Raw genomic sequence first — 17,954 nt, 5'->3', positions numbered from 1 at the left:
TTCGATCGACCCGCTCACATGCATGGGACGCACCATCGATGTCCATTTAACGTACATGCCGACATCGCGGCGAAGCATCACCCGGAGCAGAACAATAGGATCTGTTCCATGTAGCGGCAATGACACAAACGGGTGGAACCTATAAACCAATGTTTCCTTTGCAAGGCGCTGCCCCCGTCACCTGGCTTGTGTGGCGGCTGATTCCCCCACAACATCGCGGGGCAAGTCGAACAAAACAGGAAAATTTCGAATAGGCGCCATCCTAACCATGGTTTCCGCTCAACGGAGACTGCAAGCACCTCCCCTTCTTAAGAAACGCGCCAGGCCCGACCTGTCGGCCGGCGCAAGATGCCCCTCGCTGAAGCGCCATGGACACAACGCGCTGCGTAATGCCCTATTTTCTGAAGGGCCCGACACCGCGCCATGTGAGACGTCTGAGCATGTAGTTGGCACCTTTGAGCATTAACTCTGGCGTTGCAGCTACTAGATTCTAGTCATGCCATCGCTGATGGCAACAGCCATACTAAGGAGTTCACCATGCAAGGCCTTTCCTCCACCCGAACCGAAGCCGCCACGAGCGAGACTGCCGAACCGTTAGCCACGACGAACGCGGATGACAATCGGGACGATTACTTTCACACTGGTGCCGGTGCACGATATCTGCGCCGTGCCGACGAGGACCTCGTTGTGGTACCCGTACGTGGCAATATCACTGTTTTAATGGGCTCTGGGGGCAATGTCGTAGTTTTATCAGGCGCAGAAGGAAAGTTCCTGGTCGACGCGGGCATTAGCAAGTCACAGGAAAAAATGCGCGCTGCGCTCGATAAGATCGGTCCTGGGCCATTGAAATATCTGGTCAACACGCATTGGCACTGGGATCACACTGATGGCAATGCATGGATGCATGAGGCCGGTGCCACTATCATTGCGCACATCAAAACCTTCAAGCATTTGACTGAGACTACCCATGTGAATGCTTGGAACTGGACGTTTGACCCTGTGCCGGACGGCGCTCGCCCAACGCTCCTGGTTGAAAGCAAAAGTGCATTTTCCTTCGCGGGAGGCCAACTCGAGATCGAATATCTCGGGGAGGGCCACACGGATGGCGACTTGTGGGTTTATTTCAAAGATGCCGATGTGCTGGCGCTGGGGGACACATTCTGGAATGGTATTTATCCCTACATCGACAATGAGGGCGGCGGCAGCATTGATGGCGCAATCCATTGGGCTAACGAAGCTGTCATGCGCACGACAGACCACACGATTCTTATTCCCGGTCATGGCCCGGTTGGCACGAGAGCTGAATTAGTCGAATTCCGCGACATGCTGGTCGCGATCCGCGATAACATCGTCGCGCTAAAGCGCCAAGGCAAATCGCTCGACGAAATCATCGCTGCAAAGCCCACGGCCGCCTTCGATGATAAATGGGGAAAGCTCGTGTTCAATGGCCCGAAATTCACAAAGATGGTCTATGCAGGTCTGTAAGAAGGTTTGTTTTAACTCAAGCACGCGGGCTGTGGGCACTCTGATCATCAGCGATCATCTTTGTAGGCCTTATCTGATGCAATGATTAGTGCGCGTGCGATGGTCGGTCGCGCCGCGGTTTTGGGCGCGACGAGCGACTGTCGATAGGGCTCCTGCGGAGTACGGTTCCGGAGACGGACAAGCTAGTCGTCATGGAACTGACTGGACCTACTGCGCCGTTGGGGCCGCAAGACGGTACCGGATACGTATATGGCTTCGGGCAATATGCCATACATACCTCGGTTTCTGTTCATGTCCAAGTTTGCAATTTAGTTATTGTCTTCCTAATGGCGCTCGTCGGAGCCCTCCTCGTCCGTCCGTACGCGCACATGAGCATTAAAGTGCGATTCACTATCGGTTGAGGCGCCTTGCTTGGCGTCGTCTTTACGATCGCCTTGGTCAGAGGTCTGACAGCACTTATGTCGTTGAGCCCGTATCGTTCTCATTTCGATAAGCTGAAGCCACAGGAAAGGCTTTTGCGAGAGTGAGTGACGGTTCAACTGTGGCGCTGCTTGCCGGTTTGACGCTTGAATCCAAGCACCCGCTTATCGGATCGCCTCGGCCAATTCCTGCGTTCGAGTCACCACGACTACACGTAAGTCTCGGTGCTTGCAATGTCGTAAGCGTGACCCGTCCCAAATCACCGGTTTAAACGACCTATACCCGGCGCGTGGCGAAGGTTACGATTGGTCACCTGAAGCGCAATCCATTAGCTATATGGGACGTGTATGTCATTCAACGATTCGTCGCTGCCGCCGATATTGCCGGAGGCTATTGCGCTCCTCACTGCAATGATCGCCGGTTCGGTTCTACTGCCAGGCGACGCGGGATACGATGATGCGCGGGCGGTCTGGAACCTGAATCACGAGCTGGTACCTGCAATGATCGTGGTGCCGGAGAGCGCGGCCGATATTCAGGCCGTCGTCCGTTTCGCAGCCGGGCACCATCGCCCGGTTATGGTGAAGACAACCGGTCACCAGGTAGTCGGCCAAGCGCGCGGCGCCGTCGTCATCGCAACCCGGCGGATGAATGATGTCGCCATCGATGCGATCGGCCGCAAAGCCCGTGTCGGCGCGGGAGCGATCTGGTCCGAGGTCGTCGAGAAGGCGGCGAAGGCCGGGCTCGCTCCGCTGAACGGGTCGAACCCAACTGTGGGAGTCTCCGGCTACACCTTGGGAGGCGGCCTCAGTCCAACACTCGGCCGCTCCCACGGCTATGCGGCTGACCACGTGCGCTCGCTGGATGTGGTGACCGCGGACGGCGAACTCCGGCATGTCGATGCGCAATCGGAACCTGACCTGTTCTGGGCGCTACGCGGCGGCAAGGGTAACTTCGGCGTGGTCACGGCGCTGGAATTCGACCTGTTTCCGGTGCCACGCCTCTACGGCGGCGCCATCTACTTCGCCGGTGAGCGGACGGCCGATGTGCTGCGAGCTTGGGCCGACTGGCACCCGCGCACCCCGGAGGCCATGGTCACGTCGATTGCCGTGATGCGGATGCCGCCAATACCCGAAGTAACCGAGTCTCTGCGCGGAAAGTTTCTCGTGTCGGTGCGGATTGCCTACAACGGTACGATTGAGGACGGCGAGCGGATGGTAGCGCCGCTGCGGGCCTTAGCACCGGCAGTCCTGGACACGGTGCGGGACATGCCGTACATCGAGGTCGCGTCGATACACGATGAGCCGACCGAGCCCTTGCCCTACTACGAACGGGGCATCATGCTGCGGGAATTGCCCGCGCGCGCGCAGGACAAACTGATCGAACTCGTTGGTCCGGATGCCAAAACAACTCTAGTGATGGCCGAGCTACGTGCGCTGGGCGGGGCGTGGGCCCGGGAGCCCGCGGTTCCGAATGCAGTATCGACCAGGGGCTTACCGTACAGCCTGCTGGGCGTCGCGGCCGGTCCGCTGTCACAGGAGTCACAACTCAAGAGGATGGTCGCGGAACTGCTCGACGGCATGAGCCCCTGGCAAGGCGAGCGGCGGTACGTGAACAACCTCGCGCCGGATGAGGCTACCGACGCAGCCGCTATTTACGGTCCGGAATGCTACAAGCGGCTGGCGTTCATCAAGAAGAACTACGACCCGACCAACATGTTCCGGCTCAACCATAACGTGATGCCTGCCGCGTAATCACGGAGTGGCGAATCTGTCCAGCCAGGACGGTGCTGTCGACGCCGGACTCGATTTCCACAAAATAGGTTGTACTTATGCGGTGATGGACCCGTTATATGCGAGGTGCTTCGCAAGCGCGCGGGTAACCATTTCCGGTTTCCGCGGCCATCGAGGGCTGCTCAGTCCCTGTGAAGCCGTCACCGTTATTAGTGGGGCGCGCGTTGCAGCGCGTACCTTGCTGGAAAGCCGCATTGTTCATGGGTGCATGCGCCTGCTCGTCGCGGGGGACCTGTCCATCGCGCGCAGCGGCACATCGTCGGGGCTGTCACTGGGCTCGCGCTCGGTAGCCGGCACCAGCGGTCCGGGCGTGTCGGGCAAACTCCATCGCGAGCGTATCGGCCAGTCGGAGCTTGGCCTGTGCGGCGGATTGGCCGACACAAGCAACCAAGGTCAAACCCGGAGCCACCGACGCGCAGCTTGCGGGCCCGCGTGTTTGAACTGCGACAAGCATCGCACCCTACTACCCCCGCTGCGCCAACGACGTCCACATTGGACGACCGAGCCAGCGGCGGGACGTCGACAAGCGCATTCTCGACACGACGCGCACCGCGCACGCGCAAGGCCGGGCGTTGGGAGACCAGGCGCTGTTCGCGCGGGGCACGCGCGTAATGGCGGCGGCCAACCCGCGGACGCTCAGGCGACGCGCGAACAGGACGAGCACGCGATCGCGGAACGCCCAACACACTCGATCAAAGACTTACCGCATATCCGTTTCGCAAAGGAGATGTACCGCTGTGAATGACCTGCTTGCTGACAACACCTGGAACGGCGTGCCGATGTGCCGTGACGCATGGATCGAAGCGGTGAAGACGCATTGCGGCCTGGAATGCCGGTTTCAATCATCCGGGTTCGACGCGTCCACGATGAGCAATCTGTCCGCGGGACAAATCATCGTAGCGAACATGAATCTTGCGTGGCAGTCGATCTCAACGCTCTCGCATACGAGCGTCCTGAACGACGAACGTCTGTACGTGCAAATCGTGACAAGCGGCATGATGTCGATCGAACAGGATGGCGAGATGATGACGGTCCGGCCCGGCGACCTCGTTGTGGTCGACCCGCTGGTCAGGTTCAAGAAGTCGTTTCGCGAATCTACACGTCTGGTTTTACTGAATATTCCGAAGTCGGCATTGCGCGAGCGCGGGCTGCGCATGCGCGCTTCGAGCGCCTACATGCGTGACCCGGCGTCGCCGGATGTCGGTGTGATACGCGAGTTTCTGCTCAATGTAGCCTCTTATGCTGGAAAGGCAAACAACGCGCTGCTCACGCGGCTAGGCGATCAGTGTCTCGATCTGATGGATGTGTTGGTCAACGAGCGCGACGGGCCTGCTCCGAGCGGTGCCAGTGTGGTTACCGCGCTACGCGCGAAAAAACTGATTGTGCGCAACATTGGCGATCCGGGCCTAAGCGTCCCGAGTATTGCGGCACAACTGAACATGTCAGCCAGTAGCCTTACGCGCGCGCTGCGAGACCAAGGGCTATCGCCGATGCGCTATGCGTGGTCATTGCGCCTCGAGCATGCGGCGCGGCTGCTTGCCAACGAGCCGCGCGGCGCGATCGGGGAGGTCGCGTTTCAGTGCGGCTTTGCGAATGCGGCGCACTTCAGCCGCGCGTTCAAGGAGCGCTACGAAATGACGCCGCGCCAGTATGCGGCGAGCCGCAAGGCGGCGAGCGGCGACGCGCTCGAATGAATGCAGGTCGTGCAACGGACAGAAGCGGCCCGAGCAATGGGGTCGGCGGCCATTGCCATGTCCGCTCCGGATCAGGCCCGCGCGTGAAGTTGCCTTGATTGAGCGTGTTAACTGTGGCGCCTAAATTGCCGTGGGAAGGCGTCAACGTATCGACAAGCTTGTTCTGATAGAAGCGCGATCGCTGCTCCCAGAACGTTTGCGCGAGCGACGCTACGACACTGCCTGATAGCAATGATCTGTCGCGAAGGTCATCGAGTGTCCCCTCCGTTGGCGACGACGTTGGGCAGTGACATCGGCGCGCGCATGATGCAGATAATTACAGGTATTTGGGTAACGCAAGTGGTCCACGCTGCAGCAACGTATTCGCTCGCGGACCACTTCGCCAATGGACCAAGTCGGAGGCCAAGCGGTCTTAGGAAGACAAAACATTCTACCAACTCCTTGGCTCACAGAACGACATGGCTACGATCCGACTTAGGGTTGCGCATCTCCTCTGTCATCCCGACGGGGACACCGATGGTTATCGTCGAAGGCATGGCAATCGCTTGAACCTGATGCGCGCCGTCCTGACAGAGTGCGTCGAGCGCATGCCGCGTTTGGGTCAGCACGGCGACGGGCTGAACGTCGGTTGTGCCTCGGAAGACAACGCCGGTCAGCACGGTAATCGCCGTCTCCATCTTGCGGTTTTTCATGGCGACCAGGCACGCGTTGTGCAACGACGTTGCAACGGAACGCGTGCCCGGAGCCTCCCTACATGATGCCGTGGAAGAACTGCCTCGCCGTTGCTCTTTCCGTCTCTACCGCCGCGTTCATATCCACGCACGCGCACGCGCAGACACAGGTGCAGGGTGTGGTGCAGCCGGAGGTTCCGGCGCCGCCACCGGTGGTGCACGCCGTTCCTCTGCATCCGCCCGCGTCTGCTGCGCAGCCCGCTGCGCAAGAGCCTGCTGGGAAGCCACCTGAAACACGCGCTGAAAAACCTGCTGCGAAGCCCGCCGAGAAGCCGGTTCGCAAGTCCACGCGTAAGCGTGCCCACGAAGCAACTCACAAGAACGCGCCACCGCCCGCCGCGCAGCCACAGCCCCCCTTGCTCCCGACGCCGGCGCCGCAACCCGCGGAACAGACCGCGCCGAGACCCGACCCATATGCGCAACCGGCGCCGCAGCAGCCGCCCTACGCGCAACCCGCACCGCCAGTGTCGCAGCCCCCTGCACCGCTGCCGGCACTCCCTGCGGCTCAGCCGTCCGCGCAGCCGGGCGTGCAGCCTGTCGTCAACTGGACACTGCAGGTCGTTCGCGACGGTCAGCAGATCGATTCATTCGACGGCACGACCGCGCTCGGTCAGGCGCGGACCGAAAGACATCATAAGGTGGTCACGCATAAGGTAGGCTGCAAAGATCAGGCTGCGGGAAGTATCGATCTGCAGCGCACCATCACGGTCTCGCCGCTGCGGGCGAGCCCGAGCGAGTCGGTTCTCGCAATCGATGCGCAGGACACCGTCGAAAGCAATACCGCGCGTCAAAGCCCCAGCGGCTGCAAGCTGCCGCCGCAACCGAGCCAGGTGCATGCGAACCATCCGGGACTGATCGTGCCGGCGGGTCAATGGGTGGACTGGCAAATCGTCAACGAGGATCCTTCATTGCTGTATCGCGTGCGAGCGAGCGTCGCGACGCCGCCTGTGCAGCCCTGATTGCAGCGTCGATGTGCGGCGCTCGCTCGTAGCCACGATCATGCCCCGCGCGGCGACGCGCCATGAATCGCAAGGAATCGATCGAGCTGCGCTGCAAAGGATTTGCTGTCGCGCGCGCTGAAGGGCGCGGGGCCGCCCGTATCGATGCCTGCGCTGCGCAGTTGATCCATCACGTCGCGCATCGTCAGGCGTTCCCGGATGTTTTCGGTGGTGAACCAGACTCCGCGCGGATCGAGCGCATGGGCGCCCTTGTCGAGTACCGCGGCGGCGAGCGGTATGTCAGCGGTAATCACCAGATCGCCCGACATCACGAGTTCGACGATACGCGCGTCGGCCGCGTCGATACCTGCCGGCACCTGAATGGCCCGGATATACGGAGACGGCGGCGTACGCAAATATTGATTCGCCACCAGCGTCACCATGACTTCAGTACGTCGCGCAGCCCGAAACAGCATGTCTTTGATGACAGCGGGGCAAGCGTCCGCATCGATAAGCACTTGCATGAGGGCATTTCCAGTTCGTCAGGCGACGATCATATCAAGGACGGCAACGGCCGTTGCCGCTCGCACCCCCGGTACTCGAACGCCTGTGACAACTCGTACAATACGGCCTCACCGATTCCAACCGCGAGACCCTGTCATATGGCAATGAAAAAGACCGACCTCGAGAAGAACAAGGCGCTGAAACTGACCCACTCGATGAAGCAGACGCGCTCCGAGCGCTTCGGCAAAGGCGTGACGGAAACCCCGCTGGACCGGCGCGAGCAGCGCAAGCTGGATCAGGCTCAAGGACTCGTGGCGTTTGCGTGCAAGCTCAACAGCGAACTCGTGGACACACTGAAGGCGCGTGCCGCGACGCACCCGGGCGGGATGACGGGCCTGCTCGACGAGTTGCTACGGCGAGGTCTCGCCACCGGTGAAGCCGACGGCAAGGCTTGAAAACCGGACACCAACCGCCAGGGACGCTGCTTCGTCCCACAACAACCACATAAACGACCCACGCCCGGGGCATGACAAAGACTACGACTAACGCCCCTTGTCATATCTCACGCGCTGATCCGACCAACGCGTTGTCTTCCACCCGACATACCGGGAAAACAACGCCATGGTCACATCCACTGATGCTTCGCAACAAAACGCGGTCGAGCATGCGCTCCGGTCACTGCTGAAGCGATCGTTCGATGGCGATGGCGCCGCGTATCGCGCATTTCTCGATGCGCTGGCGCTTCATTTGCACGCTTACCTGCGCCGGCGCCTCTACCCGCTTCTCGACGATATCGACGACATCGTCCAGGAGATCATGCTCGCCGTTCACGATGCGCGCGCAACGTATCGATGGAACGAGCCGCTCACGGCATGGGTGTACGCGATTGCGCGCTACAAGCTTGCGGACTACTGGCGCGCGAAATCGCGTTGGATCGCGCTGCATCAAACGCTGGATACCGGTTACGAGTTCCAGGGCACGTCGGACACCGAACGTGCCGACGCAAAGCGCGATATCGAAACCATGCTGAAGCGACTGCCGCGCAAGCAGCAGATGTTGATCGTGTGGATCAAACTGCAAGGCCTCTCGGTCATCGAGGCTGCACAACTGACGGGCTGGTCGCAAGCCGCTATCAAGGCCAGCCTCCACCGCGGCATGAAAAGCCTGACAAGACGAATGGACGCCTCGCGCGCGCCATCGGCAACGAGCGCGTCATAGGTCGGACGCGAAGAATTCCATGTAGCGCACATATTCTTCCGTTAAAGACGACGGAACAGCGTGATTGGCTTCGATCGACGCGAGCGCGTCCACGGTCGCGCGACGGTTGGAAACGAATTGCCATTCCGAGGCGGGCAATGCATGCGCGTCGTCGCGTTCAAGGCGTTCAAGGCGTTCGAGCGCCTCGAGCATCGCATCGCGCGCAAACGCGTAAATGACGAAACCTTCGTTAGCGAGCGCCGCGCTCGACACGCCGAGATAGGCACACAGGTGCTGCTTGAGCGGCGCGTCATGCGCAGCGGCCGATCTCGATGCGTTGATCACCTCGAGCGTATCCGCATCGGCCAGGCGTTCCTGTGCAAAGAACACGGGCTTGTCGACGCTCCATGCTTCTGGTGGACAGGCTTTTGACGCGGGCGTCAACGGAATGAACGGATTGACCTCGGCCGGGTAGATGCGGCATACGCGCGGCCGCAGTTCGTAGGCGCCGCATCGTCCATCGGATTGCAAATGCGGGCACGCGCCGTCGAAGCTGGCCACGACGGTAACAACCACACGGATCGGCAAGGCACCGCACAGGACAGGAAATGAGAGCCTGCGTTTGTGCATAGCCTGCGCGTCGGTGTCCGGCGGTTCGACGGGCCACGGAATCGCTTCGCAAAACAGCTCGATATCGCCGCCGCGCCGCAGCCATGTCGCGGCTTCCGCGAGGCTTAGCGGAAGTTTGAGGTTGTGACAGCACTTGCCGCATTGGGTACAGCTGAAGTGAATCGTCATCGGGTCTCGTCGATGTTTCGTGGATGCTTTCAAATTCGTAACCGGTAAAACGCCTGAATTCGGCCGGCTACGATGGTCCGGACACAGTATCTATCCCAATGCTAATTCGCATGAGTCACAGTTCGGGTTGCACTTATTTTTGAACGCAAAACGTAATAAAGGTTTTCGTTCGGCATGGAATGACAGGTGATGAATCGTAGCTTAAGATTGCCGCTCTTCAATACATGCGGCGGCACGATGACTGGCCTTGCTCATCACTACGATAACGAAATGGCCTATACGCATGGCTATTGCGATGAACTGAATCCGCTGCGCGCCAGGCTGCCGCTGCTTCGTGCTGGTTTCGACTCTCCGGTCATACACAATGCGTGCGAACTCGGCTTCGGCTTCGGCGTCAGCACGAACCTTCATGCGGCCGGTTCGACCGTTCAGTGGTATGGCGTCGACGCCGATCCGCGGCACGCCGCTTTTGCGCAACAACTCGCGCACGATGCGCAAACGCAGGCACATCTGCTGTCCGGCCGCTTCGCCGAGTTTTGCCGCCGCGACGATCTGCCCGATTTCGAGTTCATCGGCCTGCATGGCGTATGGAGCTGGATCACCGACGAAGACCGCGCAACCGTCGCCACGTTTATTGCGCGGAAGCTGAAACCGGGCGGCGTGCTGTATATTAGTTACAACACACAGCCCGGCTGGTCCGCGATGATGCCGGTTCGCGAACTCATGCATGGCCATTTCATGGCGAGCCGCCGGCACCGGACCGGCGGCAATGAACCGCAGGAACCCGACGAACCCGACGAGCACCACACCACCGAGCGGATCCGGGCTGCGATTGCGTTTGCACAGAAGGTCGTGGCCGCGCGCCCCGGTTACGCGCAGGTCAATCCTGCGATTGTCGAGCGTGTGAACGGCTTGTCGGAAGAGAATCCGCGCTACCTTGCTCACGAATACTTTGCGCGCAACTGGCATCCGACATCGTTTCTACAGGTCGCGGAGGCGCTCGAGTCGTCCGGGCTGTCTTATCTCGCATCGGCTGACTATCGCGATCACGTCGACTCGATCAATTTGCTTGCGGCCCAGCGCGACCTGCTTGCGGGTATCGACGACCTGGCGTTGCGCGAGGCGGCTCGCGATCTATGCATGAACCGGTCGTTTCGACGCGACTATTGGGTTAAGCAGCCTCGTGCGCTCGAGGCGAGCGAACGGCTCGCGGCGCTACGTGCGCATCGCGTGATGCTCCCGGCGCCGCAGTGGGCGGTTTCGCTAAAGGTGCGTGGCGCGCTCGGGGAAACCGCGCTGCCGGACGCGGTGTACCGGCCCGTTTTGCAGGCGATGGCGGACTGCCGCGTAACGACGCTTGGAGCGATCGAGCGCGAGGTGAGCAAAGCGGGAATCACACTCGAACAGGTCATCGAAGCAGTCACGCTGCTAATCGGCGCCGGCCCTGTGCTCAATGCGCAAGACGAAACGCAGATACGACTGGCGCAGGGTTCTGCGGGGCGCTTAAACGCGGTCGTCTGCGAGCGTGCATACGGCAGCCATGCACTTCAGTTTCTCGTTAGTCCGGTATCGGGATCGGGCGTGACGATTCCGCATGTAGCGCAGCTGTTTCTGTTAGCGGCGATGCGTGGCTTCAAGGAACCGCGGCAATGGGCGGAATTCGCGCATTCCGTGCTGAGCGGTATGGCCGAAGGCAACGGTGCGGCAGACATGCCCAACCCGCCGACGCCGCCTGACCACGATCTGGTCGAGAAGGCAACGCGGTTCGCCGATGTCTATGTACCCGTGCTGAAGAAGTTGCAGATGGGGGAGATTGTCGATTCCATAAGGACCCGTGTCGGGGGCGAACGTTGACTGCGCTCGTGCCGACTTTGTAATTCCTGAAATGTGCAGTTACCAACTGCATCAGTTATTTCTTAGACAGTTGCTTACGATGTTCTCCATAAACCCGTCGAACGGGAAACGGAGAGTCATCATGAAACGCACAGCGCTTGTTTTGTTGTTGATCGGTAGTTTGTCGGTGGCCCAGCAGGCATCGGCGCACGGGCGCGGCGGCTGGGGCCATGGCCATGGGCATGGCGGGGGCGATGGCGGCGCGATCGTCGGGGCGCTGATCGGCGGCGCGGTGCTTGGCGCGCTTGTGACCTCGGTTGCAAGTGCGCAACCCACCTACGCGCAGCCGGTCTACCAGCAACCCGCGTACGCACAGCCGGTTTATCAGCAAGCGCCGCCGGCCGCCTGCTACGACGGATACCAGCGCGCCTACGTACCGTGCCAAAGCGGCTACGGGTATTGACGGCCGAAAGTCCGCAAGCAGAAAACTTGCGGACTTCCAAACCAGTCGATGGGTGCCTTGCTTGCCGCGCGCTTCGACCGCTAGTGGACAGGCGATTTGATAATCCACGCCCATGCGGCCCGCAGGCGACGTGCATGGTCTTCGAAAAGATATGAAGCGGCCAGCGCCAGCAGACCCGAAGTCACACCCGTCACGATTGCCTCCGCAAAGAAGAAGCCATAGTGATTCGCATGCGAATAGGCATCGCCTAACACTGTCAGCAAGCCGACGATTAACGCATTACCGTAGCGGTTCACGTAGAGCTTCGCCGCCGGCGTGAAAGTCAACAGCACGGCAAGAATTCCCGTGGCCAGCCCTGTATGGAATGCAACCGTCCAGTGCGGAAGGCTCGGAAAATTGCCCCAGCTTCCCGGCATGCAGGTCATGCAGGCAAAGGTTGGTTGCCAGAAGCGCTGGATAAACAATCTGGCACGGCCTCGCCAGTCGCCTGGATTCATGTATCCTCAGACGTTCGTATCGCACCACCCGCGAACTGTTCCGCCCGTATATGCCCGCAAATCGTCGAGCACCGACGCTCGACGCATTGATTCATTCTAGGCGATCGGCCCACTCTCACGGACCTGCAAGACCCCAAACGTGGCATCGTAGTAACTCCGGGCTAATTGTACGGCGCTAGTCTGATCGTCCCAAGCCTGGATAACAGCCACCGTTCCGCCTGGAGGCCAAGCCTCGCGTGCCGCGCAAGCAGGTCGGGAGGTCAGTCATGGATTCGCTCAACCACGCTCCCCTCGCCCGACGATTTGCGAACTACGCGGTGCCCACCGTGCTCGCCGCCTGGGCGTACTGCATTCATTCCGTCATTAGCGGCGTATTCATCGGACGCTACGTCGGCGCCGATGCGCTCGCCGCATTGAACCTGCTCGTCCCGCTGCTATATCTCCCTTACGCGTTCAGCGTGATGATCGGCGTAGGCGGATCGACCCTCGTTTCGCGATTACTCGGCGAGCGGCGCGAGCGCGATGCCGCCGCGGCATTCACACAAGCGTTGTATCTGCTCGCCTTGTGCGGCGTCGCGTTCGGACTGGCGATTCATTTCGAAGCCGACACTTTCGTGCAATGGACCGGCGCACGCGGCGATCTCGCGCGGCTCGCAAAAGACTTCCTGCATGCCTACGCGCCGTTCGTGCTGTTCCCGACGGCGTGCTATGCGCTCGAACTGTTCCTGCGTATCGAAGGCGCGGCCCGATTCGGACTTGCCTGCCTGATCGCGGGCGGCATCGCGGATGTCGCTCTGACATGGTGGATGGTGAGCCATCTGCACTGGGGCATGCGCGGCGCGGCGCTCGCATCCGGCATCAGTCAGGCGCTGGCCTGCATGCCGATGCTCGCTTATCACTTCGTCAGGGCGCGACGCGTTCGGCCCATCGCCGCGGCCTTTGCGCGCATCGATCACGCGTGGCGCATGGCCTATAACGGCGCTTCGGAATTTCTCGGCGAGATCGCGCCGAGCGTGACGATCTTCGCCTTCAATCATGCGGTGTTGCGCTGGCTCGGCGAGACGGGTCTCATCGCGTTCGCCGTGGTCGAATACGTATCGATGATCGCGTCGGTCACGATGATCGCACTCGTGCAAAGCATGCAGCCGATCGTGAGCTTCGAGCGCGGCGCGGGCAACGGGCAAGCCGTGTCACGCGCATTCACGCTCGGCATCGCGGTGACGGCGGGATTCGCGCTTTGCGCCGCCGTGGCGACGCTCGCCGTCGCGCACCCGCTCGGCGCGCTCTTCGTGCCCGACAGTGCGGCCGCGCAAGCGCTCCTGCGCGACGCATTGCCGTGGTGTGCGCTGGCGTTCCTGCCCGCCGCCATCAATGTCGCGATCAGCGGATATCTGACGGCCATCGAGGCGCCGCTCGCATCGATGATCGTCGCGCTGCTGCGCAGCTGGCTGCTGCTGCTGACGATGCTCTGGTTCCTGCCCGCATGGCTCGGGCCGCGCGGCATCTGGATGACCGTCGCCGTGACCGAGCTGACCACACTAGCCGCGAGTATCGCGCTCTATCGCGCACGGGGACGACGCGTCGATCTGCCCGCGTCTGCGATCAGGCGTTCGGCGACATGAATCACGCCAGGCAAGATCGACGACCTGACCTGCTAGCTCGCACTGCCGTATAGCGGCAATACGCTCGATTCGAGCATCGCAATCGACTGGACCGCGAGTTGCGAAAGCGTGTGCTTGGTGCTCGTCGCGATGGCCAGCCGGCTGAAGAGCGTGGGTTCCGAGATGCGCAGAATGCTGAAGCGCTGCTCTTGCCCACTGCCCGATGTTGCCTTCAAAGGCAGCACCGCATAGCCGATGCCTTCCTTGACGAGATCGAGGATCGACGCAACGGCGTCGACTTCGAGTGCGATGCGCAGGCGCACCCCCTGCTCGGCCGCTGCGGATTCGACCATGCGGCGGATCGCATGCATCCGGCCCGGAATGATCAACGGATACTTCACGATGTCGCGCAGCGGCACCATCGACGGCTCGCCGACCGGCGACCGGGCATCGCTGTCGCCCGTGCGCGGGCCGATCAGGAACAGTTCCTCGGTGTGCACCGTGCGCTTGTCGATCAGCGGCGTATCGAACGTGTCGTAAAGAACCGCGACGTCGATGCGGCCCATCATCAGCCATTCGATAAGGTGCGTGGACAGGCCTTGCGCCACCGAGATCGTCGCGCCGGGAAACGACTCGCGAAAGCTGTGAACAAGCCTGTTCGTGGCGACCTTCGCGAAACTCGGCGTCACGCCCACGCCGAAATGCCCGCCGGACGTGCCGCGTAGTTCGTCGAGGTCCTGGGACGCGCGCTGCACCTGTTGCAGGATGCCTTTGGCGTGCGAAAGCATCCGCTGGCCGGCAGACGTCAGCGATACGCCGCGTCCGTTCCGCTCGAGCAGGTTATGCCGCAGCTCGACTTCGAGCTGCCTCACGAGGCGGCTCAACGCAGGCTGGTTCGTGTCGAGCGTAATGGCCGCCCGGGTGAAGCTGCCTAGCTCCGCGACGTGCACGAAAGCCTCGAGCTGTTTCAGGTCCATTCAGTCGATCTATGTGAAATTCACATATCAGCTAGTTGGGTATGACGATTGTAGGCGAACAAGCGAACTCTCACAATTCATCCGCACGCCAGAAGATGCATCCCGCATTCCGCGCGGATGTCGGTTGAACACGAGACACGTCATACGAATGAAATCCTGCCTGCCTCCCGATCCCAATCCCGTCAAGCCGTCGCATCAACTGCCTGCTGGCGCCTGCGACGCTCACTGTCATGTTTTCGGGCCCGCAGACGTCTTCCCGTACGCAGCGGATCGCAGCTACACTCCGCCCGACGCGCCGTTCGAACGCCTCGTCGCCCTGCACGATTTCCTCGGGCTGAGCCGCGGCGTCATCGTCCAGGCGAGCTGCCACGGCACCGACAATACGGCGATGCTCGACACCATCGCGCGCGGCCAGGGACGGTATCGCGGCGTGGCGATCGTCGACGGCGACGTGACCGACGAACAGCTCGCCGATCTCGACGCCCAGGGCGTGCGCGGCGTGCGCTTCAATTTCGTCGCGCACCTGGGCGGCGCACCCGATCTCGACGTCTTCGATCGCGTGCTCGAGCGCATCCAGGATCTCGGCTGGCATGTCGTGCTGCATCTCGACGCTCAGGACATCGTGCAGTACGCCGGCCGCATCGCGCGCATCAAGGTGCCGTTCGTGATCGACCACATGGGCCGCGTGCGCGCGGAAGCCGGCATCGATCAGCAACCGTTCCAGCAGTTGCTCGAACTGATGCGCAATCCGCTCGCATGGGTGAAGGTTTGCGGTTCGGAGCGCGTGTCGCGCGGCAAGCGCCCGTTCGACGACGCGATTCCGTTCGCGCGCACGCTGATCGAAGCCGCGCCGGACCGCGTGCTGTGGGGCACCGACTGGCCGCACCCGAACATCAGCAAGGACATGCCGAACGACGGCGAACTCGTCGATCTGATGTTCGAATTCTGCCCCGACGCCGGTCTGCGCGAAAAGCTGCTCGTGACGAATCCGGCGCAACTGTACGGCTTTTGAACCGGGCAGCTTTTGAACCCGGCGTAGAAAGAAAAGGTCGACAAGAACCGCCCCGAGGCGGCCACCGCTTGTGAAACAGGAGACAACGAAGATGTATACGTACGACCACGCATGGCTGTCGCGAGAAGCATCATGAACGAGACGGCAGTCATGAGCGCCCCCGCCCGCCGCGCGAAAAAGCCTTTCTATCGCGCACTCTACTTTCACGTGCTCGTCGCCATTCTGCTCGGCGTGCTGCTCGGCCATTTCGCGCCGTCGCTCGCGGTCAAGATGAAGCCGCTAGGCGACGCGTTCATCAAGCTCATCAAGATGGTGATCGGACCGATCATCTTCTGCACGGTTGTCACGGGCATCGCAGGCATGGGCGACATGAAGAAGGTCGGCCGCGTCGGCGGTAAGGCGCTGCTGTACTTCGAGGTGGTCTCGACGCTATCGCTCGTGATCGGTCTGATCGCAGGGCATATTTTCAAACCGGGCTCGGGCTTCAACCTGAATCCGGCGACCATCGATACGAAAGAGCTCAGCGCGTTCACCACGGCAGCGCACAACATGAGCGCGGTCGACTTCCTCGTGCATCTGATTCCTGAAACGGTGACGAGTGCGTTCGCGACCGGCAATGTTCTGCAGATTCTGCTGATCTCGGTGCTGTTCGGTGCCGCGCTCGCGGCACTCGGGGAACGCGGCGCGCCGCTGACGAAAATGATCGATCAGATCGCGCATACGTTCTTCGGCATCGTGCACATCATCATGAAAGCGGCGGCGATCGGCGCGTTCGGTTCGATCGCGTTCACGATCGGCACGTTCGGTATCGAAGCGGTCATTCCTCTGCTCAAACTGATCGGCACGTTCTACGTAACGCTCGTGATTTTCGTGCTGGTCGTGCTCGGTGCGATCGCTCGCGCGCTCGGCATCAATATCGTGCGCTTCATGGGTTATATCCGCGAGGAAATTCTGATCGTGCTCGGCACGAGCTCGTCGGAAGCCGCGCTGCCGCAGATGCTCGAAAAGCTCGAGCGCATCGGCTGTTCGAAGTCGGTCGTCGGTCTGGTGATTCCGGCCGGCTATTCGTTCAACCTGGATGGCACCAACATCTATCTTTCGATGGCCGTGCTGTTCATCGCTCAGGCGTTCAACGTCGAGCTCACGCTGACCCAGCAGTTGACGCTGGTCGGCGTGGCCATGCTGACGTCGAAAGGAGCGAGTGGCGTGGCGGGCGCCGCATTCGTCATGCTGACCTCGACGCTGCTCGTATTTCCGATCATTCCCGTGTCGGGCATGGTCCTGATCCTCGGCATTCACCGTTTCATGGGCACCGGTCTCGCGATCGTCAACACCATCGGCAACGGCGTTGCAACGCTCGTCGTCGCCGCATGGGAAAAAGAACTCGACCGCTCGAAGATGAACGCGGTCATGTCGCGGCAGCGCACCGAGTAACCACAGGCTGATCGCCCTTTCACCGTTTTCGGTCTGCGTGGCATCCGGCCACGCAGCGGGGACGCTTTACGCCAAAAAAACGACAGATATGGAGACTGCTTTGAAAATCAGAACAAATCAACCGATGCGCACGATGGCGCTCCGCGGCTTCTGCATGACGTGCGCGTGCGCGGCCAGTTTTGGAAACGCCCATGCGGAGTCCTCGCAGGCTGCGGCCGGCGCGGCGCAGATGGTCAATCCCGGCGTCGAAATGTATGGGCTTATCGGCATGTACATCGACAGCTCCAAACTCAGCTCGACACGGCACAGCACCGTGCAGGTCGGCGGCGGCGGAATGACGACGTCCTACTGGGGCATTCGCGGCCGCGAGGACCTCGGCGGCCACAACGCCGTGGTGTTCAGCCTCGAGAGCTTCTTTCGCCCGAACACCGGCCAGGTTGGACGGAATACGACGGACGGCCTCTTTTCGCGCAATGCCTATGTCGGCCTGACGGGCTCGTGGGGCACCAAGTCGGAGGCCAAGCGGTCTTAGGAAGACAAAACATTCTACCAACTCCTTGGCTCACAGAACGACATGGCT

General features: G+C 61.2%; 17 protein-coding genes. 12 read left to right on the top strand and 5 right to left on the bottom strand.

Annotated features, from left to right (window positions below; all coding sequences use genetic code 11):
• Positions 1-537: 537 nt before the first annotated feature.
• The 3 genes from QYH69_RS30430 (at position 538) to QYH69_RS30420 (ending at position 5,389) form a co-directional block, all read left to right on the top strand.
• Positions 538-1,485 (top strand): MBL fold metallo-hydrolase, encoded by a 948-nt coding sequence (locus QYH69_RS30430; RefSeq protein ID WP_308835382.1) that lies wholly within the window; start codon positions 538-540, stop codon positions 1,483-1,485.
• A 767-nt stretch (positions 1,486-2,252) separates the two neighbouring features.
• The gene (locus tag QYH69_RS30425; RefSeq protein WP_308835381.1) at positions 2,253-3,656 is read left to right on the top strand and encodes an FAD-binding oxidoreductase; all 1,404 of its coding nucleotides are present in this window, start codon (positions 2,253-2,255) and stop codon (positions 3,654-3,656) included.
• A 776-nt stretch (positions 3,657-4,432) separates the two neighbouring features.
• The gene (locus QYH69_RS30420) at positions 4,433-5,389 is read left to right on the top strand and encodes a helix-turn-helix domain-containing protein (protein WP_308835380.1); all 957 of its coding nucleotides are present in this window, start codon (positions 4,433-4,435) and stop codon (positions 5,387-5,389) included.
• 446 nt (positions 5,390-5,835) lie between these two features.
• On the opposite strand, the gene QYH69_RS30415 is transcribed toward QYH69_RS30420, so the two are convergent.
• Positions 5,836-6,081, bottom strand: coding sequence for a hypothetical protein (locus QYH69_RS30415; protein ID WP_308835379.1), 246 nt, complete (start codon positions 6,079-6,081; stop codon positions 5,836-5,838).
• 503 nt (positions 6,082-6,584) lie between these two features.
• On the opposite strand from QYH69_RS30415, the gene QYH69_RS30410 reads away from it, so the two are divergent.
• The gene (locus QYH69_RS30410) at positions 6,585-7,079 is read left to right on the top strand and encodes a hypothetical protein (protein ID WP_374992524.1); all 495 of its coding nucleotides are present in this window, start codon (positions 6,585-6,587) and stop codon (positions 7,077-7,079) included.
• Positions 7,080-7,117: 38 nt separating this feature from the next.
• Here QYH69_RS30410 and QYH69_RS30405 read toward each other — a convergent pair whose 3' ends face one another.
• Positions 7,118-7,582 (bottom strand): YaiI/YqxD family protein, encoded by a 465-nt coding sequence (locus tag QYH69_RS30405; protein ID WP_308835378.1) that lies wholly within the window; start codon positions 7,580-7,582, stop codon positions 7,118-7,120.
• A gap of 138 nt (positions 7,583-7,720) precedes the next feature.
• On the opposite strand from QYH69_RS30405, the gene QYH69_RS30400 reads away from it, so the two are divergent.
• Both QYH69_RS30400 and QYH69_RS30395 read left to right on the top strand, forming a co-directional pair.
• Positions 7,721-8,017, top strand: a complete 297-nt coding sequence (locus QYH69_RS30400; protein ID WP_308835377.1) for a hypothetical protein — start codon at positions 7,721-7,723, stop codon at positions 8,015-8,017.
• Positions 8,018-8,183: 166 nt separating this feature from the next.
• Positions 8,184-8,780, top strand: coding sequence for a sigma-70 family RNA polymerase sigma factor (locus QYH69_RS30395; protein WP_308835376.1), 597 nt, complete (start codon positions 8,184-8,186; stop codon positions 8,778-8,780).
• Here QYH69_RS30395 and QYH69_RS30390 read toward each other — a convergent pair.
• Complete coding sequence (locus QYH69_RS30390; RefSeq protein ID WP_308835375.1) at positions 8,775-9,557, bottom strand: YkgJ family cysteine cluster protein; 783 nt, start codon at positions 9,555-9,557, stop codon at positions 8,775-8,777. The genes QYH69_RS30395 and QYH69_RS30390 overlap by 6 nt on opposite strands.
• A gap of 189 nt (positions 9,558-9,746) precedes the next feature.
• On the opposite strand from QYH69_RS30390, the gene QYH69_RS30385 reads away from it, so the two are divergent.
• Together QYH69_RS30385 and QYH69_RS30380 are read left to right on the top strand one after the other, a co-directional pair.
• Positions 9,747-11,411: a class I SAM-dependent methyltransferase gene (locus tag QYH69_RS30385; RefSeq protein ID WP_308835374.1), complete on the top strand. Its 1,665-nt coding sequence runs from the start codon at positions 9,747-9,749 to the stop codon at positions 11,409-11,411.
• A gap of 121 nt (positions 11,412-11,532) precedes the next feature.
• The gene (locus QYH69_RS30380; protein ID WP_308835373.1) at positions 11,533-11,853 is read left to right on the top strand and encodes a hypothetical protein; all 321 of its coding nucleotides are present in this window, start codon (positions 11,533-11,535) and stop codon (positions 11,851-11,853) included.
• Between the two features lie 80 nt (positions 11,854-11,933).
• On the opposite strand, the gene QYH69_RS30375 is transcribed toward QYH69_RS30380, so the two are convergent.
• Positions 11,934-12,350 carry a hypothetical protein gene (locus QYH69_RS30375; protein WP_308835372.1) on the bottom strand — a complete coding sequence of 139 codons (417 nt, stop codon included), beginning with the start codon at positions 12,348-12,350 and terminating at the stop codon, positions 11,934-11,936.
• A gap of 266 nt (positions 12,351-12,616) precedes the next feature.
• On the opposite strand from QYH69_RS30375, the gene QYH69_RS30370 reads away from it, so the two are divergent.
• Positions 12,617-13,972 carry an MATE family efflux transporter gene (locus QYH69_RS30370; RefSeq protein WP_308835371.1) on the top strand — a complete coding sequence of 452 codons (1,356 nt, stop codon included), beginning with the start codon at positions 12,617-12,619 and terminating at the stop codon, positions 13,970-13,972.
• Positions 13,973-14,004: 32 nt separating this feature from the next.
• Here QYH69_RS30370 and QYH69_RS30365 read toward each other — a convergent pair whose 3' ends face one another.
• Positions 14,005-14,928: a LysR family transcriptional regulator gene (locus QYH69_RS30365; protein WP_308835370.1), complete on the bottom strand. Its 924-nt coding sequence runs from the start codon at positions 14,926-14,928 to the stop codon at positions 14,005-14,007.
• A gap of 148 nt (positions 14,929-15,076) precedes the next feature.
• Between QYH69_RS30365 and QYH69_RS30360 the strand changes: the two genes are divergently transcribed.
• From QYH69_RS30360 to QYH69_RS30350, 3 genes are all read left to right on the top strand, one after another.
• Positions 15,077-15,940, top strand: coding sequence for an amidohydrolase family protein (locus QYH69_RS30360; protein WP_308835369.1), 864 nt, complete (start codon positions 15,077-15,079; stop codon positions 15,938-15,940).
• A gap of 132 nt (positions 15,941-16,072) precedes the next feature.
• Positions 16,073-17,374, top strand: coding sequence for a dicarboxylate/amino acid:cation symporter (locus QYH69_RS30355; RefSeq protein WP_308835368.1), 1,302 nt, complete (start codon positions 16,073-16,075; stop codon positions 17,372-17,374).
• An 88-nt stretch (positions 17,375-17,462) separates the two neighbouring features.
• Entirely contained in the window at positions 17,463-17,906 is a 444-nt protein-coding gene (locus QYH69_RS30350) for a porin (RefSeq protein WP_374992523.1), read from the top strand.
• The last annotated feature ends 48 nt before the right edge of the window (positions 17,907-17,954 follow it).

The sequence above is a fragment of the Paraburkholderia sp. SARCC-3016 genome, assembly GCF_031119615.1.
Taxonomy (GTDB): Bacteria; Pseudomonadota; Gammaproteobacteria; order Burkholderiales; family Burkholderiaceae; genus Paraburkholderia.
Note: the sequence above shows the minus strand (reverse complement) of the source record. Positions and strands in the feature narration are given on the sequence as shown.